The following is a 23,546-nucleotide window of genomic DNA, read 5'->3' on the forward strand; positions in this document are numbered from 1 at the left end:
GGGCTGGGGCACGTCGAGCTGGCCATGGTGCAGTCGGAGGCGGCCAAGACCAGGATCGGCCCGTGGGTGCTGAACTGCATGGCCCCGGACGAGGGCAACATGCACACCCTCCTGCACTGGGCGACGGACGAGCAGAAGGAGAAGTACCTGCGTCCGCTGCTGGACGGGGTGCGGATGTCGTGCTTCGCCATGACCGAGCCCGAGGTGGCCGGCTCCGACCCGACGCTGATCAGGACCACCGCCGTCCAGGACGGGGACGAGTGGGTGATCAACGGGCACAAGTGGTTCATCTCCAACGCCCGCCGCGCCGACTTCGCCATCCTCATCGCCCGCACCGAACAGGACGTGCCCGAGGGCTCGCGCGGCGCGAACACGGCGTTCCTGGTGGACCTGCCCGACCCGGGCTGGAACGACGTGCGCGAGGTGGAGACCATGCACGGCTCCACCGGTCACTCGGAGATCGTCATCAAGGACCTGCGCGTCCCGGACAGCGCCGTGCTCGGCGGCCGGGGCAACGGTCACCGGCTGGGCCAGTACCGGCTCGGACCGGCGCGGCTGGCCCACTGCATGCGGTGGATCTCCCAGGCGGAGACGGCGCTGGACATGATGGTGGACCGGGCGCTGAACCGGTACAGCCACGGCTCGCTGCTGGCCGAGAAGCAGGGGATCCAGTGGCTGATCGCCGACTCGGCGATGGAGCTGTACCAGTGCAAACTGATGGTCCTGCACGCCGCTTCGAAGATCGACAAGGGCGAGGATTTCCGGACCGAGGTGTCCATGGCCAAGCACTTCGTCGCCAACAGCCTGAACCGGATCATCGACCGGGCGATCCAGGTGCACGGCGCGCTGGGGTACTCGACGGACACGCCGCTGGCGAACATGTTCCAGCACGCGCGGTGGGCCCGGTTCGCGGACGGCGCCGACGAGATCCACCAGATGCGGATCGCGGAGCGGACGATCGCCGCCTACCAGGCAACGGGCTCCACAAACGCCGCCACCGGCGGCCTGCCCATCTGACCACGGGCGCCCATCGCGCTCCCTCGGCCGGGGACTGACCCGGTTCCCGGCCGGGCGGCGCCTGTCGCCCGGCCGGACCCAGCGCACCGCTCGCACCCGGAACACCTCACTGAACCGGACCGCCGGCACCGGTGAGGCGGGGCCAACTACGGATGCGCTGGGACCGACGCCGACCAGCTACCAGCTACCAGCTACCAGCTACCAGTCAAGCCCAGCTCATCAGTCCTCCAGGCCGGGATCGCTCAGTCGCCTGCCGGTTCTGCGATCGCTTCGTATCGATCGCCCCGCCGCCGTCACCTGCCGGTGGACCTTCGCGGCGGCGTGCCGACGAGTACGCCCGACGCCGGGAACAACGCGGCCCGTCACCTCGGCCCGCCCCGCGAAGCCATCCTCGACCCGACCAGCGGAATCGTCCTCGACCCGTCCCGCGGAATCGTCCCCCACCCGAATCTCCGTCATCAGCCGATCCCAGGTCCCATCCCGTTCCCAGCGCTTGAACCGCTCATAACAGGTCCGCCAGGGCCCGTACCGTTCCGGAATGTCCCGCCACGGCGCCCCAGTACGCAACCGCCACAAAATCCCGTCGATCACCTGCCGATGACCGCGCCAGGGACGTCCCCGCCCATCAGCCGTCGGCAGCAACGGCTCGACACGCGCCCACGCCTCGTCGGTCAGCTCACCACGTCGCATCACGATCGGCCGTTCCATCGAGACCTTCGCTCATTCACCAGACGGCGTCTGCGTCGACGGGTTCTGGGCCGACGGGGCCTGCGTCGGCGGAGTCTTCCACCCATGCGCCGTGAACAACCTGTGGACACCGTACGCCCCGAGCGCCGTCACCCGCACCGGCGCACTCGCCCGCACCGCATCGAGCACCGCCTGGTTCGGCCGCTTGTCCAGCTCATCCACCACGGAATCCACGACGTCGACGTCACCGTCAGCACTCTCGAGAGGCTCCGTCCTGGCCACCACCCCGGCCAACGTCCAATCACTCATAGCGTTATGCACAGCCTCGAACAGCTCCGGCCCAAAACCCTCATACACCCCGAACGGGTCGTGATGCCCGGTCACCGCCGCGATGGCCAACGCCGGCAACAACGACGGCACCCCGCTCTCGCGCGGCAACCCGTACATGACCTCCGCGGTCATCGGAAGCACGTCGTCCACCGGGACGGCACGCCCGAAGTGCCCACGCCCGACGGGAGCCGATTCCACCCGGGCACGCAACAATCCGCCGAGCAGTCGTGACCACAATTCGACCTGCTGCTCAGCGGACCCGTCCAACCACGCCAACATCCCCGCACCCGTCGCCGCCCGCCCACCACGCACCTCGATGAGCCCCGCGTCGACGGCGGCGGACCAGATCCCGTGCAACTCGGGCAGGTCCTTGGCGCTACGCGGCCGTTTCGCGCTCTCGGTCTCGTCCGCGCGCCGCTCCCTGCGCCACTCGGCCCAGTCGCCGAACGCGGCGGAAATGTCGAGCTCGGGCAGCACCAACTCATTCAGCCCCAGCTCGGCAACGGCCTGCACCGCCTCAGCGGGCTTGAGCACCCGGCTGGTCGTCACCCCATACCCGTGCACGCTCTCAAGCCGCTCGTCGACGTCATTGACATCGTCGGCGCCATCGCCGTCATCTTCGCCGTCGTCGCCGATCTCATCCTCGCCACCCACCCACCGAGCCAACGCCACCGCCCGCCGCATCAACGGCGACTCCACCGCCTCAGCCGCCAACCGCTCGACGGACACCTCCTCGTACGGCACCGCCAGCTTCCGATCCGCCACCAGCCCGAGCCCGAGAAAAATCCCCGTGAAAACAGGATCGACCTGTCTCTCCACCCCCGCCGCCAATTCACGCCCGGTAACAGCACGCCCTTCCTGAAGCCGCACGTTGAGCGCCTCCCGGTCACCCTCGCCGAAACTGCCCGGCGTGTATTCGGCCGAGTCCTCCTCCGGCGCGACGCCTTTACCCCCGAGACAGACCGGATACAACACGTCCGACTCGACCGGTGACACCGCTTCGACCTCGATCCGGTGCCGCCATTCGTCCCCCAGGTCATAGGTGTAATCCATGATGTCGCCCGGCCTCGGCATCACCTGCCCGAGAATGGCGAGATCCTCGTTGTGCACCCCCGGCCCCAGCTGAACGGGAAGCGTCATCCACAACGGCTCGGGCCCGAACGTCAGATTCCCGATATCGAACTTGTGCAGATGATCCCCCGTCCATTCGAAGGCGACCTGCAGAATGCCGTCCAGTTCCCCCAACGTGATCCCGGACGGCACACACAACCGCCGCCAGACCCCGGGCCGAAAGTCTTTGAGCGACACCTTGAGCAGGTGAACCGTGGGAAGCCGGCGGTGACGGGTGTTGGAGAGCGAAGCGGACGACGACATGCGACACTCCGAAAAAGTGGGGGGTTGGAGCAACGCGGCGGATTCCCGCGAGCACGGTCAGTAACGATACCGGGCCTCAAGATCAGACATCAGGGTTCCCACCAAAGAATTACCGCCCGTTCAGAAGGGCCCAGGTTCAGCAGCTCAGCCCCTCCGCAGCGATTCCACCCCTTCACCCCAAAGGACACAGGCATCGCCAATCAGACCGCTTCGCGCCCTTCGGAACTCAGACTGCGCTCCTGGGGGCTTCGCCCCGGCAAGAGGCTCCACCCCTCGCAAGGCGCGGCCCTCGCCCGGAGACGCGCTACGCGCAATGGAGCTCGGGCACCATCTGATTCCGGGGCTCCTCCCCGAAGCGAGGGTGGCCTGCCGGCCCCCTCGCGCTTCCCCCGGCCCGCAGCCGCCATCATGGGAGCAGAAGCAGTCCAACCCGAGGAAAACGAGCGATCAGGACAGGCCCTGGGCAGATCAGGCGCCGAACAGCGACCCTTGTCGACGACGCGTGAACGGGGCCATCGTTGACCCAACCCGACGACAACCGCTGCGAGCCCAGCACGGCGCGTTGACCACTAACGTTCGCCCACCCGCTCCGACGTAGTACTTTCAGGCGGCGAACTGACCCGAAGAACATGTCCGTCCGGATCGTGAAGTCGCATCTCATACATCCCCCACGGACGTACGGCCGGAGGGTCCGAGATGTTCACGCCCCGCTCACGCCACTCCCGAAACAGCCCGTCCACCTGCATGGGCGTGTGAACATCGAGGTGCAGCCAGGTGCCATGGACACCCCCAGTCTGAGTCAGGATGATCTGAGCGCGATCCCGCCCGACAAGAGCCGTTCCGGGCTCCCCCGGCTCGCCGAACTCGTCATCTCGCAGGAACCGGGCCTGACGATCAGACCAGCACCACCCGACCCGAAACCCCAGCCCGCCCGAGTAGAACCGCAGGCTGGCAGACAACCGACTCACCAGCAAGTTCGGCCGACAACCGAAAATGATCTCGGATTCTTGGCTACTCACCAACGCCTCCGCATTTGTCGAAAGGCCATGCCGCACCGTCCGCCTAATCCCGTGCGTTCATACCCGACCGGGCGAACGTTTCCGGCTGCCACAAGTCAAGGCCGAATCCGAACCCGGGAACATATCAGCCGTTTCACCCCCATCCGGACAACAGACTCAATCGCTCACATCTGACCACCCGACTAATCACAATCTAGGATTGGGGCGCGCCTACATCCCGCCTTCGGTGACCGAGCGGAGGATCGACATGGCAGACAAGTCGCATTCCAGGCCGGCCGACGAACCCAAGGTGTGGGACAACGTCCCGCGACGCAATCCATACTTCACCGGCCGTACCAACCTGCTCAATGCACTCAAGAAGAGCCTCAACACGGTGACTGCGGTGGTGGCGCAACCCCAAGCCCTGCAGGGCCTCGGCGGCGTGGGGAAGACCCAGTTGGCCATCGAGTACGCCTGGCAGTACCGCCGCCACTACGAGGCCGTCTGGTGGATCCCCGCCAACCAGCCGATCCTGGTGCCCGCCACGCTGGCCTCGATGGCGTCGCAGCTCGGCCTGCCGCCGGTGGGCAATACCGGTACCGCACAGGCGGCGCAGGGCGTCCTGCAGGCACTGCAGAGTGGCAGCCCGTTCCAGACCTGGCTGCTGGTCTTCGACAACGCGGAGGAGCCTGACTACATCGAGGAATTCATTCCGCGCGGCCCTGGCCATGTGATCATCACCTCGCGCAACTCGCACTGGAGGGATCACGAGGCGACCATCCGGGTAGACGTCTTCGAACGCGAGGAGAGCATTGCGTTCCTTCGCAAACGGGTCAAAAATGCCATGTCCGAGGCCGAGGTCGACCTGCTGGCCGACCGGCTCGGCGACCTCCCGCTCGCGCTGGACCAGGCCGCCGCCCTGATCGGGCGCACGCTGATGACAGTTGAGGAGTACGTCCAGCTGCTCGACGAGCAGACCAACCGGCTGCTCAACCTGCAGAAGCCGCCGTCCTATCCACAGAGCATGACGGCGACGTGGCGGCTGTCGGTCGCCACACTCGAAGACACCCTGCCTGAGGCCTGCGAGTTGCTGCGCACCTGCGCGTTCTTCGGCCCTGAACCCATCCCCCGCGACGTGTTCCGGCGCGGCAACCAGATCGTCAGCGAGCGACTGGCCCCCATCCTGTCGGACCCGATCGTGCTGGCCAAGGTTCTGGGCCTGATGGAACGCCTGTCGCTGGTCAAGTTCGACCCGATCGGCCGCACGCTCCAGATGCACCGGCTCAACCAGGCGCTGCTGCGCGATGAACTGCCTGAGAAGGACCGCGCTGAGCTGCGCCACGAGGTGCACCTGCTGCTGGCCGGCAGCGCCCCGGACCTGCCTGACGAGCCGAGCACATGGTCGAGGTTCGAGGAACTCATCGCCCACGTGGAACCCACGGGCATCGCCTTCTGCAACAACCCGAAAGTACGCGAGTTCGCCCTCGACATCACCCGCTTCCTGTACGTACGCGGTATCTACCACCCAGCCCAGAAACAGCTCAAGCAGTACATCGAGACCTGGACCGAGGACAGCGGCCCGCAGAGCCAGGACGTGCTGGCCGCCCGCACCCACCTCTGCAACGTCTACCGGGCTCTGTCCCGCTACCGCGACGCTTACGAACTCGAACCCGCCACCCTGAAGATGATGCGCGAATCGCTCGGCCCGAACCACGACCTGACTCTCTGGGCGACGAACGGCCACGGCGCCACGCTGCGCGGGCGCGGTGAGTTTCTGCGCGCCAGGTTCCACGACGAGGAGGCGTACGAGCTGCACGAGCAGATGTACGGGAGATCCGACCTGCGAACCCTGCGCGCCCGTCACAGCCTCGCCCTCGACCACGCGCTGACCAGCCAGTACGGCACCGCGCAGAGCATGCACCGAGAGGTCTGGGGTGAGATGAGCGCCAGCCCCGGGGTCGACAGCCGGCTGCTGCTCACCACCTGGAGCCACCTGAGCCGCGAGGCACGCCTGGACGGTAACGTAGCCGTCGCCGCAGACCTCGGCCAAGAGGCCTACGATTACGGCGCGTCCACCCTGGGCGCCGACCATCCCGCCACCCTGCTGGCCGCCAAGGACTACGCGATCGCGCTGCGCCGTAACGGCCTTCCGGACGAGGCGCTGGCCCACATGAAGGACACCTACGAGCGCCTGAATGCGCTGTTCGGCGACGACCACGACGACACGATGGCCGCGGCCATCGGCCTGTCCAACGTCTTGCGCGCCCGTGGCGACCTCGAAGGCGCCAGGGAGATGCTGAACCGGGCGCTCAAGCACTACCCCCGGGTGCTCGGCCCCGATCACCCGTTCACGCTGGCCGCCGAGATCAACCGCGCCCTGCTCGAACGCCTGCTCGGCCGCCCTGACAAGGCGTACGAGATCAACGAGCGCACCTACAGCGCCCTGGCCGCCTCGGTCAGCCGCGATCACGACTACACCATCTCCTGCGCCATCAACCTGCAGAACGACCTGGCCGCGCTGGGCGAGTACGAGCGGGCCAGGCAGGTGGGCGAGGCCAACTACCAGCGCATCCAGACCTACTTCGACCCCGGCCACTACCTCGCCCTGGCCTGCGCCGCCAACCTCAGCCAGGACCTACGCGCCACCGGGGCGACGCAGGAGGCCGCGCAGCTGCTCGACGACACGCAGCGCAGCCTGCTCAGGAGCCTGGGGAACGACCATCCCGACGTGCTCACGATCAGCGGAGGCGGCCGGCTCGACCTCGACTTCGACCCACCACCCATCTGACCACCCGTCCACCGGAGTCGCCGTCAGCAACGCAATCCTCGCGTCCTCAACCACCGAGAAGGACGACCGCCGGCATGCGGCGACCAGCGACCGACCAAGTCACGCGAACACGGAGGACAGGGCGCCGGAACGGGACCTGTCAACAGCCCAAAGGCGACCCTGCCCAGCCCAGAGCCGCCCTCCGATCGCATCCTGCCGTTTCACTCCCCCATCTCAATGCAGCCCCGATCGCCTCCCGTCATGACATGCACCTGATCCCCAGGAGGTGGGCTGATGGTCACCGCAGCCCCCCACCCGCTGAAACTCACCTCGGTCACAGCAGTAGTCGGCTTGTCACTCTCGAAGCTCGGCGGAATCGGCGTGGTGATCCGGATCCGGCGCGGAAGCTGATCAGGCCCCACCCACAACTGCCAGGAAACGACGACCTCCGTCCCCTGCATCTCCAGGATGTCCATCTGGGCGGCATCGGTGAACGAGCTCGTCGACCCGAGCTCGCTGATCGACGAACTGCCCGCGTACAGGGTGGTGTCCACACCATCGAGCACCTCCCCGCGGACCGGCGCCGAGCCCGCCATCTTCTCCAGCACATCCACCTGAACCATCTCGCCGATCGTGAACGTCCCCAGCTCCGACTTCAGCCCACAGCCGTAATCACGCTCATCCCGATACCAGGACTTCCCTGCAGGCAGATCCCCTCGGGTCGCCCGCCTGACATACTCATCGGACTCGCCGACCCCTCCAGCGATCGTGATGGTCTGCGTAGTGCGGTCCGACAGATCCTCATCGACCAGTGCACGCTGCTCCTCCGAAATGTCCGTGCGGTGGTAGCTCGTGGTCAAATCGGAGGCGATCACCCCCATGTGGTTGCTCTGACCGTGCTCCCCCAGCCGCACGACCCCCTTCGTCCGCTCCTCGTCGTAGCCACCTGTGTCAATGACGACCGCTCTATCACCGTTCACGGAGATGCCGACGGGCGGCTCACCATCATCCACACGCTCGATCTTCTCGACGCGCACAGTGACGTCTTCCTCGAACCGCAGCGCCATCGCCTCTGCGGGAGACCCGGCGAACGGTGTCACTGGCGGCCCGGTCGGAACCGCCGTCGGGGAGGCACTCCTCGCCACCTCGCTACCGCAGCCCGCGAGCACAACGACCACCAGCAGCCCCGCACCGATCCACGGACCCACACCACTCCGCGCGCTACCGGATAAGACAGTCACCCGCAAATCATGAGGCGCACCCGAACCTCCGTCAAGGTGCTTGCGATTTATCAATTCCTGCCCATGCCAGGCAGGAATGAGCGCGGCCTCAAGTCCATAATTCCAAGCCCGCATGACTTGCCCAGCTTTGAGCGCATTGTGGCCGCGATCCGCGCAGGGACGGGCGTTTGTCACTTAATTACACGCCAAAAAGGGGCCGGCACGGGCACGTCAGCAGTGGGAGGCACGTTTCGGCGATCCAGCGACCGAGCTCTTCACCGGGCGACGGATGCCCCCTCTCCTGCCCCCTGCGGCAAGGCCACCCGCTGGTGCGGCACTTCGCAGGCCACTACGATGATCACCGTCAAGGAGGTTGCCTCCTGCTCGACATGGCCAGGAGGAGGCTCCTACCAGTGGATGATGTTCCAGTTCTGGGTCTGTACGACTCCCTGCTCACCCGCCAACTTGAGCAGCGCACAAGCAAATGGCACCAGGCCGGTCACCTCGTGGAGATCGCCGAGGTCGACAAGGAAGAGGCCGCCCACCTCCTTGGCCGTTTCCTTGGGGAGGCAGCCACTCGGGCCCTTGCCACGCTCAAGAGCCCCGAAGAGCAGGTGAAACTGGTTAATCTGCTCTTGAGCCATCTCCCTAACGAAATCGAGGTCGTCTCGGACGGCCCGGCAAGACTGTTGTCGGCAGTCAAAGATCTGCCAGGTGTCACTTCACCGGTGAGACCACTGACGTCCTTGTCCGAAGCCGCGTTGCTCACCAATGCCCGCGAAGATCCCAACCTGGCCCATGAGCTGGCGGCCGAATTGGCCAGTGCCGATCAGGTGGACCTGTTGTGTGCATTCGTCAAATGGTCGGGCCTACGCATCCTCGAACGTCAACTCGCTGACTTGCGTCTCCGCAACGTCCCGGTGCGTGTGATCACCACCACTTACATGGGCGCCACGGAACGGCGTGCATTGGACCGGCTGGTACGCGACTTTGGCGCGGAAGTCCGCATCAGCTACGAACAGAATTCCACCCGCTTGCACGCCAAAGCTTGGCTCCTGCGCCGCCGCACTGGCTTCGACACCGCTTATGTGGGCAGCTCCAATCTTTCGCGCGCTGCGCTGTTGGATGGGCTGGAGTGGAACGTCCGCCTGTCATCGGTGACTACGCCAAGGCTGCTGGACAAATTCGAGGGCACCTTCGACTCCTATTGGAATCGTCCCCAGTTCGAGTTGTACGACCCTGACGCGGATGGGAGCCGCCTTGACGAGGCGCTCTCTCGGTCGAAGGCCGGTGAGCGTCTCTTCGATATACCTGCTCTGGTTCCGCATCCCTTCCCGCATCAGCGGGAGATGCTCGAGGACCTGGATGTTGAGAGAACAGTCCACGATCGGCATCGCAACCTGCTCGTGGCTGCCACCGGGACAGGCAAGACCGTGGTGGCCGTATTCGACTATCGCAATCTGCAGCGGCGTCTTGGCCGCCAGCCGAGCTTGCTCTTCGTCGCACACAGGAGGGAGATTCTGGCGCAGGCACTGCGAACGTATCGGCAAGTGCTGGCCGTCCCTGACTTCGGCGAGCTACACGTGGGTGACGAACGCGCGCGCCACTGGCGCCATGTGTTCGCGTCGGTCCAGTCGCTCAGCAGAACTATCGAGAGCTTCGACCCGAGCCACTTCGATGTTGTGGTCATTGACGAGTTCCATCACGCGGCGGCCCCCACCTACCGGCAGATCATCAACCACCTTCAGCCGAAGGAACTGCTCGGACTCACGGCCACGCCGGAGCGTGCCGACGGCACGTGGGTCCAGGACGAATTTTTCGACCGGCGCATCGCCTCGGAGCTGCGTTTATGGGATGCGCTTGATGCCGATCTCCTGTGCCCGTTTCACTACTTCGGCATCAATGACGAAACCGACCTCAGCACCGTGGCCTGGTCTCGGGGCTCCTACGACATCTCCTCGCTGGACAACATTCTCACCGGTGACACTGCCCGCGCTCGCCTGGTGTTCAACGCTCTGCGTGACAAGGTCGCCGATCTAGCCGAGGTACGAGGCCTGGGCTTCTGCGTGTCGGTTCGGCACGCTCACTTCATGGCCGATTTCTTCACGGCCGCGGGGCTGCGCTCGCTGGCGGTGGACGGCTCCACGGATGACGCCTCGCGTAGGGCCGCGCTCAAGGAACTTCGAGACGGCCACGCCGCTTTCCTGTTCGCCGTGGATCTCTTCAACGAAGGTCTGGACGTACCGGACGTCAATACCCTGCTCCTGCTCCGCCCCACCGAGAGCGCCACCGTCTTCCTACAACAGTTGGGCCGGGGTCTCCGGCGTACGCCGGAGAAGGATGTGCTGACGGTTCTGGACTTCGTCGGCCAACATCGCAAGGAGTACCGCTTCGGAAATCGCTTCCAGGCACTGACAGGCTTTGCCCGAGGACGCCTCGATGCTCAAGTGAAGAACGATTTTCCCTTGCTACCGCCGGGTTCCCAGATCGTCCTGGACCGGGTTACCAAGGATCGTTTGCTCGCCGAGCTCAAGATCCACCTCAGTGCTACCATCACCACACTGTCACAGGAGATTCGTTCGTACGCTGAAACATCGCTGGCGGGCTACCTCGAGGCAAGTGGACGGGATATCGACGATGTCTATCGAAACCGCCGTTACTGGACCAGCCTCCTTCGCCGATCAGGCATGATCGATAGTTCTATTTCACCCGTGGAAGACGTACTTGGTCGCCGCATCCGTGCCCTGCTTCACGTGGACGACCGTCGCAGAGCCAATGCTTACATGAACCTCCTGCGGGTTGATGGACCTCGCTACGACGATTGCTCTCCCATCGACCAGGCTTTCGCGCGCATGCTGTTCTTTTCCTTCTGGCGCGATGGTGGTTCATTCTCCTCCTACGACGAGGCGCTCGATCAACTCCGTGCCGAACACCTCCTGCGTGAGGAAATCCGGCAGGTCGTTGAGTACGGCGTGGAACGCCCTCGGCACGTCACCAAGCCCCTACCTGCGTCCCTCGCCCACGTGCCGCTGGCCATCAATGGCCACTATTCGTCTGACGAAGTTCTAGCGGCGCTTGGTTGGGCTGGCCTTGGCGGCTCAGTTCCGTCGACTATGCGTGAAGGAGTCGCGTGGAGCCCCACAACCCGATGCGATGCGCTCTTCGTCACCTTGCACAAGAACGAAAAAGAGTTCTCCCCCCAGACCATGTATCGGGACTACGCACTCACCCCCGACCTGTTCCACTGGGAGTCCCAGAACCGTACGGGCTCTCAGACCGTTACGGGGCAGCGTTACCAGAACCACGAGCGCGAAGGTAGCCATATCCTGCTATTCACCAGGGAGCGCAAGGAAAACGACAACGGGCATCCTGAGCCATTCGTATTTCACGGCACTGCCCGCTACGTGGAACACATCGGCGAGCGTCCGATGGCGATCACGTGGAAGCTGGACGAGGATATGCCTGCAGACCTGTTCCGCCGCGCCGCCATCGCGGGTTGACCTCACATATCTCCACCTGGCATCCCTGAAGATGCCATGCCGAGGATGACGGCTGGTCGAACGCGAGTCCCTGCTCACCCGTATTCCTGCCTGACATCCCGTTGCTGGTCGCGGCGACGTTGCTGGTGATCGTCGCCGGGGGTGGCCGTGGCCCTGGCCGCCGGCTCGTCCACCCGAGGCGGTCCGCGTGCGGCCATACCGCTCATCATCAGCGCCTGTCCCGACGGCGGGCACGCGTACATGCCGGTGGAGAGGCTCCGGAAGGATCGCCCACCGGTCCTGAGATGCCTCTGACGTATACCGGGCTGCTGGGGAGTCAGAAGGGCATGAGACGGTCTGGGTAGGGCGGTTCAGGGTGCAGTGCCTGGTCGCGGGGCACATCTCGTGTACGCCGTACCAGGAAGTGGTTCTTTCCGCCTACCTGGATCCGATGACGCACCTGGAGACCCCGCCGGTCACCGGGACCCGATGGTGTTCTGCCGGGCCTGATATGGCCGCGTCGGGCAACGTGGCGGGCGCCGTCCCGCTGTGGTGGGCGGAGGCGATCTCGGTGGCGGGAGAGGGGCGCGCCTACTTTTTGCGGGCCGGGTTCCCGGGGTTGGTCAGGCGGATCGGGATCGTCGGATGAGCGTGCGGGCGAAGGTGACACTGCGGCTTCCCGGCCTGCGGCAGCCCATGGCGTTGCCGGTCAGGTCGCTGTTGGTGCGCATCGGCACGCTCGACGACGATCGGCCGCATCTGCGGGGCGTCGAGATCGACGCCGTGGAGCGGGTCACGTTGCATCCAGGGGACGACGAGGTGCCCGCCGTGGTGGAGTTCTGGTACGAGGACGCCGATCGCTACGTCCGGCCAGGAGTGGAGTACCGGCTCGGGTACGGGGTGACGTCGGGGTCATCGTCGTCCGTGAAGTGCTGGAGGTCGGGGCTCGGTCAGGGCCGGGGTGAGGCGGGCGCCGAGGGCCGGGGGTAGTGCGGGGATCGCTTGGGTGATCGCGTCGAGGGCCGCCGGGCCGAATCGGGCGCGGTTCTTGAGTGCGAGCTGAGCCGCCCGCCCCTGAACCGCGTACGACTCGTGGTCGAAGGCCCGGGCCAGGGCGGGGGCCAGCGAGTCCGCGCAGCCCGGCATGACGCGCATCGCGTGGGCGAACCAGGCCAGGCCGCCCTGGGCGAGTTTGGGCTCGCTCCTGAACAGCAGCGAGTCCAGGGCCTCGGCGACCTCGTCGGGGGTGTGGGTGTCCAGGCGGCGCAGGTGGGTCATGGCGAGTTCGGCGATCGGGCCCGGGGCCGTGGGGAGGATGCGCAGGTAGTCGCGGCGGCGGGCGTCGATCTCGGCGGGGGTCGGTTCGAGTAGTTCGTGGAGGCGGGCGAAGAAGCGCAGGTCGTCGGCGGTGCCGCCGCGGAGGAAGCGGCGCAGGCAGCCGTCGAGCAGGGTCTCGCGGTCGCCGCGGGCGCGCAGGGCCTTGAGCCAGGGGGTGAGCGGCTTGGCGCGTTCCCGGCGCAGGACGCGGCCGACGCCCTCCGCTTCGAAGAGCCTGGGGTACAGCTTGTCGAAGAGCGGGTCGGTGCGCGGGCCTGACTCGGCCGCGGCCCAGGCCGCCACCAGCGGGTCGTGGGCCGGTGGCTCGGCGCCCGTGTGGCGGAGCAGGGCGAGCGCGAGCGGGAGCCCGGTGTCGCGCGGGTTGCGGATCTTGGCGGCGAGGCGGCCGGCGAGGTCGGCCTGCCAGGTGGCGGGGCGGTGGCCGATCAGCCGGATCATCGGCTCCGGGTCGCCGTAGTAGCCGCGCGGGCTCCACTCCGGCCAGGTCAGGAGGTCGCGGCGGGTCACCCAGGAGGCCACGGCGGTGACCGCGCTGAGTGTTCCCGCACCGGCCAGCCGGACGCGTTCTGTCCAGCCCTCCCAGGGCTCGCGCGGCGGGTCGTCGTCGCAGTGATGGCCGGCGGCCGCCCGGCGTTCCTCCTGCTTGGCCGTGGTGCGCGCCTGCAGGACGGGGATGAGGGCGGGGAGTTCGGCGGCCACCTGCTTGCGCTCCGCCGCGTCCAGCTCGACGAGCCGGTCGATGAGCCCGTCGGCGTCGTCGGCCTCGATGTGTTCGCGGATCGTGTCCCAGGCTCTCAACGTGCTGCTCCTGAAATCGGCGGTGCGTTCAGGCGCACAGTAGAGATCAGGTCCGACAAGATCGGGACGCGGTCAGTCGCCGACGCGGCTCCAGAACTCCGCGGGGACCGGCTTGCCGGTGCCGAGCAGGCCCGCGATCCTGGTCGCGTTCTCGCCGGAGCAGGTGCGTTCCAGCACGTCCAGGACGTTCTCCCCGGCCTGGCCGCCGAGGGTCGACACCAGTCGCGGGAAGTCACGAGCGCGGACGATGTGCACCCATTCGTACTCGGTCATCCCGGCGCCGAAGAACTCCTCCACCCGGGGGCCGAGGTCGTGTCCCTCGATGCGCAGGTCTCCGTCGTCGGTCAGCCGGGCGTCCAGGACGCGCAGGCCCTCTTCGTCCTCGATGTGCCGCAGCACCACGACGCGCATGGTCACCAGCTCCCTCGCCGAGGTCGCCGAGCCGTCACCCGCACGATAGCGCCGCGCGCGCCACGACCCCCGCGAAGTGAACGGACGGGCATGGATTCAGACGGGCACCGCCTGGCGCGCGGCGGCGACGCGCAGCGAGCGATACAGCAGCCTGGACGCGCCGAGCCGGTGGCGGAGCAGGCGCTCCAGGCCGCCGATCGGCACCAGGTTCTGCGGTGCGCGCGGGTCCTTGTAGTCGACCCCGGCCAGGGACGGCAGCACCAGCGTCACCGCGTCGGCCAGCGCGATCACCTCGTCGGAGAACAGCTCGGGGTCTGCCTCGCAGCGGACGATCCCGGCCCACGGCGCGGTCGAGCGGACCGGGAGGCGGACGTACCAGGCGTGGCGGCGCCAGCTCGTGCCGACCAGGAAGATCGGCGTGCGCTGCCCGGCCCCCAGCTTGGACACGACGGCCGCCTGCGCGGGCGGCAGGTAGGCGGTCTGGTGGGTCTTGATGTAGCCGACCGTGCGCGGCAGGTGGCTGCGGCCGCGCAGCGGGCCGTCGACGAGCAGCAGGTCGTCCTCGCCCGTCTCGTCGCGGTAGCGCAGCGCCAGGTCCACCTCCAGCTGGGTGACGCGGCGCTGCAGCGCCAGCGACAGTTCCTCGGCGCTGGCGTCGGCGGCGCGGTGGGCGCGGTAGGTGGCCGCGCTGGTGGCGATGTCGGTCGCGTGCGCCGAGGCGCTGAACACCGAACGGTGGATCTCGCTGGCGGCCAGCGTCGCCGACTCGCCGGGCACGCACCGGACGATGCCCGCGGCGTACGAGGCGGCGATGCCGGGCGAGGGCATGCCGCCGTCGGGGTCGTTCATCCAGACGCGGGCGTCGATCCTGCGCACGCCGTCGGCGATCAGCACCACGCCGGGGCGTTCCGCGCCGGGACCCGGGGTGATGGGCGCCCAGGTGGCGGCGGGGACCTCGATGTCCAGGTCGAGCTGGGCGCTGCTGGACTCCAGCTCGGTGAGCGCCTCGTCGTCGATGGCCGCCCCGTAGCCGGGATCCCAGGGGTCGACGGTGAATCCGGTCGTCATGGTGCCCGCCTCAAATCGAGGGTCGAGGGTCGAGGGTGGACGGTCATGGGGCGGCTCTGCGCAGGTGGGAGCCGGCGGCGTCGCGGGTGATCTCGAAGCGTACCGGCACCCGGTCCGCCAGCGCCGGCACGTGTGTCACCACGCCGACCATCCGGTCGTGCCCGGTGGCCAGGCGTTCGAGCGTGGCCGCGACCGTGTCGAGCGCGGCCGGGTCGAGGGTGCCGAAGCCTTCGTCCAGGAAGATCGAGTCGAGGCTGCCGGTGGTCGGCAGCCCGCCCACCTGGCTCGACAGGGCCAACGCCAGGGCCAGCGCCGCTTGGAACGTCTCGCCGCCCGACAGCGTGCGTACGTTGCGCCGCAGGCCGGCCTCGGCGTAGTCGATGACCTCGATCTCGCCGGTGTCGTTGAGCGCCAGCTCGTACTGGCCGCCCGACAGGTCGAGCAGGGTCTCCGACGCGGTGGCCACGAACGTGTCCATGGCCTCCGCGCACAGCCACTGCTCGAACTTGTTGGCCCGCAGGAGCTGGGCCAGCTCGTGGGCGACGTTCCCGCGTTGCTCGCTCTCGGCGATCTCGGCGCTGAGCTGCTCGGCCGTGGCGCGGTTGTCGACGACCTTGGCCAGGCGGGCCTCGGCGTGCGCGACGGCACGTCCGACGGCTTCCGCGATGGCCTCGGGGGCCGGGGACGTGACCGTGACCTGCTGGTCGGCGAGGCGGCGCAGCAGGCGGGCGCGTTCGGCGTCGCGCCGTTCGCACAGCGCGGCCAGGTCCCTGTCCTGGGCGGCGAGCGCGGCCTTCTCCCGGTCGAGCGTGGCGCCGCGCCAGCCGAGCAGGTCGGTCCAGGCCCGGTGCAGGTCGTCGCGGTCGAGTGGCGGCGCGCCCAGGGCCACCACGGTGTCGCGGGCGGCGGCCAGCTCGTGCCAGGCCCGTTCCGCCTTCGCCCGCGCCTCCTCGACCTCCCGCTGGGCGGTGCGCAGGCGGCCGCGTGCCGTCTTCAGCGCCCTGGCGACCTGGTCCAGGTCGTCTTCCGCGCGTTCGATCCGGCCGAGCGCGGCGACCACGGCGTCGCGGTCGGCGGGCGGTGACATGTCGGCGAGCTGCCGCTCCATGTCCTCGATCTTCTGGTGCCCGACGGCGACGCGGGCCCTGACCTCGTCGTGGGCGGTTCTGGTGCGTTCGGCGTGCGCCCTGGCGGTCTGGACGGCGCGGTCGGCGGCCTCCAGCGCGGCGGGCGGCCGGTGGTGCGGCAGCTCGGTGACGGTACGCAGGCAGGTCGGGCAGGGTTCGCCGACGGACAGCCGCTGGGCGAGCCGGGCGCCCGCGTGCGCGTCGCGGACCCGGTCGCGTTCCCGTTCCGCCGACTCCAGCGCCTGCCCGGCCTGCCTGGTCTCGCCGTCCAGTTCGGCGGCCTGCGCGGTGAGCCTGGCGAGCAGGTCGCGTGAGGCGGCGAGCGTGCCGCGCAGGCGCTCGTGGGTGTCGAACAGGGTCAGGTCGCGGGTGAGCGCGGCCTTGTCGCCGAGCCCGGCCAGCTCGTCGCGGGCCTGCTGCTCGTCGTCCTCCAGGCGCGACGCCTCGGACTCGGCGCGGGCGGCGCGCTCGTCCGCCTCGCGCGCGGTCTCGGCCAGGCCGGGCACTTCGGCGGGCATCGCGAGCCTGGTCAGCGGCTTGAGCCGGTCGGCGCTCGCCTGCCTGGACGTTTCGAGCGCCCGGACGTTCTCGTCGTGGCCGCGCAGTTCGTCCAGCTCGGCCTTGACCTGGGCGGCGAACGCGCGGAGCGACTCCAGCCGGTCACGGGCGGCCCGTTCCGCGGCCTCGTCGGCGTCGGCGAGCTGCCCGAACCGGTCGCGGGCCAGCACGGTCACCTGCTTGGCGACGCTCTCCTCGCGCTCGGCCCGCTGCCTGATCTCGTCGTAGACGCCCGCGTCGAGCAGCTGGACCAGCAGGCCCTGGCGCTTGTTCCTGGGCGCGTGCAGGAACTCGGCGAACTGGCCCTGCGGCAGCACCACGCACTGGGTGAAGAAGCGGTATTCCAGGCCGGTGATGCGCTGCACCTCGTCGGTGACGGCCTCGGGGCCCTCGGCGACCGGGCGGAGCACGGCGTCCATGAGGTCGGCCAGCTCGGCGGTCTCGGGCACGGCGGGGTTGAGCTCGTCGATGCGGGCCTCGCTGGTCATCACCCGGCCCCTGGCGGTGCGCTTGAGCGCGCGGATCACCACGTGGCGGCGTCCGGACGTCTCGAAGATCAGCGCCACCTTGCCCGCGGTGGCGGACGGCGCCAGGGCGTGGGCGATGACGTTCTCCTTGCCCCAGCGCGGCGCGGTGCCGTAGAGGGCGAAGCAGATGGCGTCGATGATCGTGCTCTTGCCCGCGCCGGTGGGGCCGACCAGCGCGAAGTAGTCGACGCCGGCGAAGTCGACCGTGACGGGCTCGCGGAAGCTGCCGAAGTTGTCGAGGTGGAGACGGAGCGGGCGCATCAGCGGGCCACCTCGTCGTAGAGCCGGTCGAACAGGGCGGCGACCTGGTCGTCGTGGCGGTTCTCCGCGGCCAGGTAGTCGCGGAACAGGTCGCGCGGGGTGCGTACGGCGACCTGCCGCTGCCCGCGCCGCGCCCGGACCGGGCGGAAGCGTTCGTCGAGGTCCACGTCGAGCGCGCCGGGCAGCAGCTCGCGGACGCGTTCGGCCAGCCCGGGACGCGGCGGCTCGGCCACGATCACCCGCAGCCAGGTCTCCTCCAGGCCCTCGGCCATCGTTTCGAGCTGTTCCAGCGTGCCCGTGACGGTGGCCAGCGCGCGGGCCGAGCGGATCGGCGCCTCGCGCACCACGGCTGGACGGCCGGGTTCGACGGTGATCAGCAGCGCGCCGGGCGTGTTGCGTTCCTCGCCGAAGTCGACGGCGATCGGCGACCCGCTGTACCAGATGGGGCAGGGGCCGGCGATCTGCTGGCGGCGGTGCAGGTGGCCGAGCGCGGCGTACTGCGTGGTGGCCGGGAACGCGGTGGCCTCGAAGTAGTAGGAGAAGATCGACTGCGCCTCGCGCTCGCCGCCGCCGAACCTGCCGTTCGGCAGCGTGCCGTGCGTGGTGACCAGGTTGACCGTGTCGCCGGCGAAGCCGGCGGTGAGCGCGCCGATCAGCTCGGCGACGCGTCCGGCGTAGTCGCGGTTGTGGTCGACAGCGCCCCCGGCCAGCACCTCGGCCGCGCGTACGACGTAGCGGTGCGACAGGAACGGCAGCACGGCCAGCCGCACCGGCTCGCCGGACCTGGCGGTGAACTCCAGCGTGCCGCCCCGGTCAGGACGCCGGAACGCGCCGACCACGTGGATGCCCAGCGCGCCGAGCACCGGCCGGTACACCTCCAGCAGGTGCGGATTGTCGTGGTTGCCGGCCAGCACCACCACGTCGCGGCCGTCTTCGCGCAGCGCCATCAGCGTGGGCAGCACCAGCGACTGCGACTCCGGGGTGGGCGCGGAGGTGTCGAACAGGTCGCCGGCCACGATGACCGCGTCGACGTCCTCCTCGCGGGCGAGCTGGACCAGCTCGCGCAGCACGGCCCGGTGCTCGTCGGCGCGCGAGCGGCCCTTGAGTATCTTGCCGACGTGCCAGTCGGCGGTGTGCAGGATCTTCATCCGGCGCCCTTCAGAACGGGGGAACGTCGTCGTCGTCATCGGCGCCGGGCAGCCCGGCGAACGGATCGGCGCCGCTGCCCAGCACCGACCAGGCGGTGGCGTTCACGCCCGCGGGTTTGGGAGCGGGCGGGCGCGCGGCCGGTCGGCTGGGCCGGGTGGCGGCCTCGGACGGCCGGGTCGCCCAGGCCGGGAACGGGAAGGTCACCGCGAGCGGGACCGGGATCTCCGGCTGGGCCACGAACATGGTGCCCGGCTTGGCGATCGTGGCGCGTTCCCTGGCCGCGGTGGGCAGCCAGCCGTACTCGGCCCGCGCGGCCTCGGCCGGGTCGAGCCTGCCGACGATCCGGACCGCCGAGTTGGCCACGATGCGCCGCTCGACCTCGGAGGCCGTCTGCTGGGCGCCGATCAGGATGACGCCGAGCGAGCGGCCGCGCTCGGCCACGTCGAGCAGGATCTCCTTGATCGGTGAGTCGCCGTCGCGCGGGGCGTACTTGTTCAGCTCGTCGAGCACCACGAACAGCAGCGGCCTGGCCGTGCCGGTGCTCTCCTTGCGCGCGAACTCGCCGCGCAGCACCACGCCGACCACGAACCGCTGCGCCCGCTCGGGCAGGTTGTGCAGGTCGACGACGGACACCTGGGCGTCGGACGTGCTGATCGAATGGGCCAGGGCGGGCGGCAGGTCGCCGCGGACGATCGGCGACAGCGGCTTGATCGCGCTGCGCAGCCGGCGCAGGAACGCGTTGACCGTGCCCAGCGGGGTCTGCGAACCGGCCCAGACGGTGCGGGTGGCCTCGTCGGAGAGCTGGTCGCCGAGGTAGGTGACCAGGTCGTCGAAGGTGCGGCAGATCTCGCCGGACTCGGCGTCGGGGGTGCGCACGCGCACCGCGCCGCTGTCGCCCACCGGCTCGGCCCAGGTCTGCAGCCTGGCCGCGACCTGGCCGACGAGCAGGGAGTACTGGGCCCGTTCGTCGTCGGCGTCGGCGAAGACGAACCGCAGCAGCTCCTGGCGGCAGAACTCGGCCAGCGTCCAGTAGAACGAGCTGACCCCGTCGGTGCGGGCCGACACGTGCGGCACGCCGTTGGGGTCGCCGGGGCGCGGTGGCGCGAACACGTGCACCGACCCGAACGGCCGCGCGGGCAGGCCGAGCCTGGCGTAGCCCCGCAGGGCCGCCTCGTCGAGCCTGGCGTTGTCGCGGTCGAGGAAGAGCAGGTCCTCACCCTTGACGGAGAAGATCAGCGCCTTGGTGTTGGCCGCCTCTCCGGCCAGCACGCCGGAGTTGAAGATCGAGTAGAGCAGGAACGTGGCGAACGAGGTCTTGGTCGCCACGCCGGAGATGCCGGAGATCGACACGTGCGCGCCGCGGGTGCCGTCGAGGAAGTCGAAGTTGACGTAGAGCGGCTGGCCGTCGCGCCCGAGGCCCATGGGCACCCGGCGTTCCATGACGTCGAAGTAGAGCGCCTGGTCGCGATCTTCGTGGCCGGCCCGGTAGACCACCGCGCCGGGCAGCGGCGGGACGAACACCTCCGGCTCGACCCTGGTGACCCGGACCTCGGCGCACTCCACCACGGCCGCGGGCAGCGCGCCGTCGGCGATGAGGAACACGTCGGAGTCGTAGCTGGCGCCCTCGTGCCTGGCCTCGACGGCGGAGACCACCCCGGCGACCAGCACCTGGCCGTGGCCGGGCACCTCGCGCCTCGTCACCACCACGTCGTCGAGCTGCAGGACCCGGCCGGGCTCGACCCCGACCCAGAACGACAGCGGCGAGGCGGCCTGCGTGCCCAGCACGCGCCCGACCGCCTCCGCGGCCACGGCGGCGCCATTCACCAGCGAACGGGTCGTCATACCCCTCCCACCCCAGGCGTTCATACTGCCCCAACCGCACGGCAGCCGTCAGCCTATCCGCCCGTCTCGGCAATCCGGTTCACAGCGGAAATGATCGTTGGGCGTGTCTCGAAGCTGCTCTTGCGTGTTGGCACGGTCTTTCGCCTCCGCAGCGTAGAGATCACCTCCGACAAAAGGATCAGCCGTGACGTTAGCCATACCGGATCAGGGGCAGGCCGCCGGGCATGCCAGAAGAACTGCCGCCGCAGAGCCAGCCGTACCCGGGACAGACCGGCCAGATGGCCCCGGAGCCGCGTGACGAGATGCGCGACTACCAGGGCAGGGAACTCCTGGCCGGCAAGCGGGCGCTGGTCACGGGCGGCGACTCGGGGATCGGGCGGGCCGTGTCGGTGGCGTTCGCCAAGGAGGGCGCGGACGTCGCCATCGCCTACCTCAGCGAGCACGAGGACGCCGCGCACACCAAGAAACTGGTCGAGGCGGCGGGACGGCGCTGCGTGCTGCTGCCCGGCGACCTGGCCGACGCCGACCACTGCGCCTCGGTGGTCGAGCAGGCGGTCTCGGAACTGGGCGGCCTGGACGTGCTGGTGAACAACGTGGCCTACCAGGCGCCGGTGAGCGGCCTGGAAGAGCTGAGCGACGAGCAGTGGGAGCACACGTTCGCGGTCAACATCCACAGCTACTACCGGGTGACCAAGGCGGCGCTCAACCACCTGCGCGAGGGCGCGGCGATCGTCAACACCTCCTCCATCAACGGGCTGCGCGGCAACAAGACGCTCATCGACTACGCCGCCACCAAGGGCGCGATCAACGCCTTCACCTACTCGATGGCGCAGAACCTGGTCGAACGCGGCATCCGGGTCAACGCCGTCGCCCCTGGACCGGTCTGGACGCCGCTGATCCCGGCCACGTTCCCGAAGGAGAAGGTGGACGAGTTCGGCAAGCAGGTGCCGATGGGCCGGGCCGCCGACCCGGACGAGATCGCCCCTTCGTACGTGTTCTTCGCGGCGAACCGGCTGTCGTCGTACTACACGGGCGAGGTGCTGGCCCCGATCGGCGGCGAGACGCTGCCGGGTTAGCCGGGTCAGCCGGCCAGGCCGGCGAGCAGGGCGGCGACCCTGGCGGTGGCCGGGTGTGCCGGGCCGTGCAGGCTGGTGAGGTCGGCGAGCAGGGCGGCCAGTGTCGCGCGGGCCGCGCCGGTGTCGCCGGTGTCGCGTTCCAGCTCGCCCACCTGGCGGCGCAGTTCCAGCGCGCGGTCGTCGCCGGGCCGCGGGTGGCCGGTGAGCAGGGCGCGGGTCAGCTCCAGCGCCCTGGCCGGGTCGCCCAGGTGGTCGTGGCAGGCGGCCTCGCGGCTGCGGCACTTGAAGACCCGCTCGGCGTCGCCCGCGTACCTGGCGGCCAGCCATGCGTACACCCGCGCCGCCTGGTGGTGGTCGCCGGCGTCGAACAGCGCGTCGGCGAGTTGCCAGCGCAGGTCGAGCACCTCGGGGTCGGCGGCGCCGAACGTCCGGTCGGCGGGTTCGGCGGCCGCGGCGAGCACGCGGACCGCGTCGCGGTAGCGCGAGTCGCGGACCAGCGAGGCCGCCTGCTCGCGGGCACGTTCCAGGTCACCGCGCCCGAACCCGTCCGGCTCCGGCCCGCCGACGGGCGCTACGGGAACAGGCGCGACCGACGTGGCGGGCAGGGTGCGGCTGAGCGCGGTGGCGTACATGCGGTGCGCGCTCGGCCCAGGCGCGGTCATGTCCCCCAGCCCGCCGGTCTCCCCCAGGTACGGCAGCAGCCGCGCGTGCACCTCGGCCGCGCTGCCCGGCCGGTCGGCGGCCTGCTTCTCGAGCATGGACAGCACCAGCTCGTCCAGCCCGGCCGGCACGTCGTCCCGGTGCCGCGACACCGGCTCCGGCACCCGGTTCACGTGCTGCTCCATCACGCTGAACTCGCTCGGGCCGGAGAACAGGCACCGCCCGGTCAGCAGCTCGTGGAGCACGCATCCGAGCGCGTACAGGTCGCTGCGTACCGTGAAGACGCCGTCGGACACCTGCTCGGGCGCCATGTACGAGGCCGTGCCCAGCCGCTGCCCGGTCCTGGTCAGCCGGGTGACGTCGGGGTCGTGCAGCACGGCCAGCCCGAAGTCGACGACCATGACGGAGCCGTCGCGGCAGAGCATCAGGTTGGCCGGCTTCAGGTCGCGGTGCAGGATGCCCTGCTCGTGCGCGGCCACCAGCACGGCCGCCACCTGCGCGCCGATCGAGGCGACCCAGCCCACGGGCAGCGGCCCGTGCTCGGCGACGACGTCGTTGATCCCGGCGCCCTCGATGAACCGCATCACCAGGTAGTGGCGTCGTCCGCGCAACCGGTCGTCGTACACCCCGAAGTCGTGGATCGCGGGCATGCCGGGGTGTGCCAGGCGGGCCATCGTCCTGGCCTCGTGCGTGAAGCGGGCGGCCAGCTCCTGGTCGGGCACGCCGTCGGGGAAACGCACGAACTTCATCGCCACGCGCCGGCCGAGCTTGTGGTCGAACGCGCCCCAGACCTCGCCCATCCCGCCCCGGCCGAGATGGACGGGGTCGAGCTCGTACCTGTCGAGGATGAGGTCCACCC

At 69.1% G+C, this 23,546-nt stretch carries 17 protein-coding genes; 5 read left to right on the top strand and 12 right to left on the bottom strand.

Annotation, left to right across the window (positions count from 1 at the left end):
* On the top strand, positions 1–1,017 hold a 1,017-nt coding region (locus tag HII36_RS15910; RefSeq protein WP_173523956.1), incomplete at its 5' end, for an acyl-CoA dehydrogenase family protein.
* A gap of 219 nt (positions 1,018–1,236) precedes the next feature.
* Here HII36_RS15910 and HII36_RS55685 read toward each other — a convergent pair.
* The 3 genes from HII36_RS55685 to HII36_RS59195 all read right to left on the bottom strand — a co-directional run bounded on the left by HII36_RS55685 (position 1,237) and on the right by HII36_RS59195 (position 4,463).
* Positions 1,237–1,725, bottom strand: a complete 489-nt coding sequence (locus HII36_RS55685; protein ID WP_217369576.1) for an IS5 family transposase — start codon at positions 1,723–1,725, stop codon at positions 1,237–1,239.
* A 12-nt stretch (positions 1,726–1,737) separates the two neighbouring features.
* The gene (locus tag HII36_RS15920) at positions 1,738–3,408 is read right to left on the bottom strand and encodes a plasmid pRiA4b ORF-3 family protein (protein WP_173523957.1); all 1,671 of its coding nucleotides are present in this window, start codon (positions 3,406–3,408) and stop codon (positions 1,738–1,740) included.
* 569 nt (positions 3,409–3,977) lie between these two features.
* Positions 3,978–4,463, bottom strand: a complete 486-nt coding sequence (locus HII36_RS59195) for a VOC family protein (RefSeq protein WP_407940796.1) — start codon at positions 4,461–4,463, stop codon at positions 3,978–3,980.
* A gap of 211 nt (positions 4,464–4,674) precedes the next feature.
* On the opposite strand from HII36_RS59195, the gene fxsT reads away from it, so the two are divergent.
* On the top strand, positions 4,675–7,194 hold the full coding sequence (fxsT, locus tag HII36_RS15930) for an FxSxx-COOH system tetratricopeptide repeat protein (protein ID WP_173523959.1): 2,520 nt from the start codon (positions 4,675–4,677) through the stop codon (positions 7,192–7,194).
* A 200-nt stretch (positions 7,195–7,394) separates the two neighbouring features.
* On the opposite strand, the gene HII36_RS15935 is transcribed toward fxsT, so the two are convergent.
* Positions 7,395–8,351, bottom strand: a complete 957-nt coding sequence (locus HII36_RS15935) for a hypothetical protein (RefSeq protein ID WP_173523960.1) — start codon at positions 8,349–8,351, stop codon at positions 7,395–7,397.
* A gap of 455 nt (positions 8,352–8,806) precedes the next feature.
* On the opposite strand from HII36_RS15935, the gene HII36_RS15940 reads away from it, so the two are divergent.
* A complete protein-coding gene (locus HII36_RS15940; RefSeq protein WP_328807731.1) occupies positions 8,807–11,893 on the top strand; it encodes a DUF3427 domain-containing protein in 3,087 nt (1,028 codons plus the stop codon).
* 74 nt (positions 11,894–11,967) lie between these two features.
* Here HII36_RS15940 and HII36_RS57885 read toward each other — a convergent pair whose 3' ends face one another.
* A complete protein-coding gene (locus HII36_RS57885) occupies positions 11,968–12,090 on the bottom strand; it encodes a hypothetical protein (protein ID WP_268959529.1) in 123 nt (40 codons plus the stop codon).
* Positions 12,091–12,517: 427 nt separating this feature from the next.
* Here HII36_RS57885 and HII36_RS15945 point away from each other — a divergent pair, with 427 nt between their 5' ends.
* Complete coding sequence (locus HII36_RS15945; protein WP_173523961.1) at positions 12,518–12,862, top strand: hypothetical protein; 345 nt, start codon at positions 12,518–12,520, stop codon at positions 12,860–12,862.
* On the opposite strand, the gene HII36_RS15950 is transcribed toward HII36_RS15945, so the two are convergent.
* From HII36_RS15950 to HII36_RS15975, 6 genes are all read right to left on the bottom strand, one after another.
* Entirely contained in the window at positions 12,785–14,008 is a 1,224-nt protein-coding gene (locus tag HII36_RS15950) for a DUF6493 family protein (protein WP_173523962.1), read from the bottom strand. The two genes, HII36_RS15945 and HII36_RS15950, sit on opposite strands and share 78 nt — an antisense overlap.
* Positions 14,009–14,080: 72 nt before the next feature.
* Positions 14,081–14,425, bottom strand: a complete 345-nt coding sequence (locus HII36_RS15955) for a hypothetical protein (RefSeq protein ID WP_173523963.1) — start codon at positions 14,423–14,425, stop codon at positions 14,081–14,083.
* Positions 14,426–14,515: 90 nt separating this feature from the next.
* Entirely contained in the window at positions 14,516–15,487 is a 972-nt protein-coding gene (locus tag HII36_RS15960) for a hypothetical protein (RefSeq protein WP_173523964.1), read from the bottom strand.
* 43 nt (positions 15,488–15,530) lie between these two features.
* Positions 15,531–17,960 carry an AAA family ATPase gene (locus HII36_RS15965; RefSeq protein ID WP_173523965.1) on the bottom strand — a complete coding sequence of 810 codons (2,430 nt, stop codon included), beginning with the start codon at positions 17,958–17,960 and terminating at the stop codon, positions 15,531–15,533.
* Positions 17,960–19,108, bottom strand: a complete 1,149-nt coding sequence (locus tag HII36_RS15970; RefSeq protein ID WP_173523966.1) for an exonuclease SbcCD subunit D — start codon at positions 19,106–19,108, stop codon at positions 17,960–17,962. Before HII36_RS15970 ends, HII36_RS15965 begins: the two co-directional genes overlap by 1 nt.
* Positions 19,109–19,118: 10 nt before the next feature.
* Positions 19,119–20,951, bottom strand: a complete 1,833-nt coding sequence (locus HII36_RS15975) for an ATP-binding protein (RefSeq protein WP_173523967.1) — start codon at positions 20,949–20,951, stop codon at positions 19,119–19,121.
* Positions 20,952–21,175: 224 nt separating this feature from the next.
* Between HII36_RS15975 and HII36_RS15980 the strand changes: the two genes are divergently transcribed.
* Positions 21,176–22,027, top strand: a complete 852-nt coding sequence (locus HII36_RS15980) for an SDR family oxidoreductase (RefSeq protein ID WP_173523968.1) — start codon at positions 21,176–21,178, stop codon at positions 22,025–22,027.
* A 5-nt stretch (positions 22,028–22,032) separates the two neighbouring features.
* On the opposite strand, the gene HII36_RS15985 is transcribed toward HII36_RS15980, so the two are convergent.
* Entirely contained in the window at positions 22,033–23,544 is a 1,512-nt protein-coding gene (locus tag HII36_RS15985) for a serine/threonine-protein kinase (RefSeq protein ID WP_328807732.1), read from the bottom strand.
* Positions 23,545–23,546: the final 2 nt, after the last annotated feature.

The sequence above is a fragment of the Nonomuraea antri genome, assembly GCF_013283785.1.
In the GTDB taxonomy this organism is placed as follows: Bacteria; Actinomycetota; Actinomycetes; order Streptosporangiales; family Streptosporangiaceae; genus Nonomuraea; species Nonomuraea antri.

Bases quoted from the DNA above. Each gene is read 5' to 3' on its own strand.
- HII36_RS55685 (WP_217369576.1), bottom strand. From the start codon at position 1,725: ATGGAACGGCCGATCGTGATGCGACGTGGTGAGCTGACCGACGAGGCG.
- HII36_RS15920 (WP_173523957.1), bottom strand. From the start codon at position 3,408: ATGTCGTCGTCCGCTTCGCTCTCCAACACCCGTCACCGCCGGCTTCCC.
- fxsT (WP_173523959.1), top strand. From the start codon at position 4,675: ATGGCAGACAAGTCGCATTCCAGGCCGGCCGACGAACCCAAGGTGTGG.
- HII36_RS57885 (WP_268959529.1), bottom strand. From the start codon at position 12,090: ATGGCCGCACGCGGACCGCCTCGGGTGGACGAGCCGGCGGCCAGGGCC.
- HII36_RS15945 (WP_173523961.1), top strand. From the start codon at position 12,518: ATGAGCGTGCGGGCGAAGGTGACACTGCGGCTTCCCGGCCTGCGGCAG.
- HII36_RS15960 (WP_173523964.1), bottom strand. From the start codon at position 15,487: ATGACGACCGGATTCACCGTCGACCCCTGGGATCCCGGCTACGGGGCG.
- HII36_RS15965 (WP_173523965.1), bottom strand. From the start codon at position 17,960: ATGCGCCCGCTCCGTCTCCACCTCGACAACTTCGGCAGCTTCCGCGAG.
- HII36_RS15970 (WP_173523966.1), bottom strand. From the start codon at position 19,108: ATGAAGATCCTGCACACCGCCGACTGGCACGTCGGCAAGATACTCAAG.
- HII36_RS15975 (WP_173523967.1), bottom strand. From the start codon at position 20,951: ATGACGACCCGTTCGCTGGTGAATGGCGCCGCCGTGGCCGCGGAGGCG.
- HII36_RS15980 (WP_173523968.1), top strand. From the start codon at position 21,176: ATGCCAGAAGAACTGCCGCCGCAGAGCCAGCCGTACCCGGGACAGACC.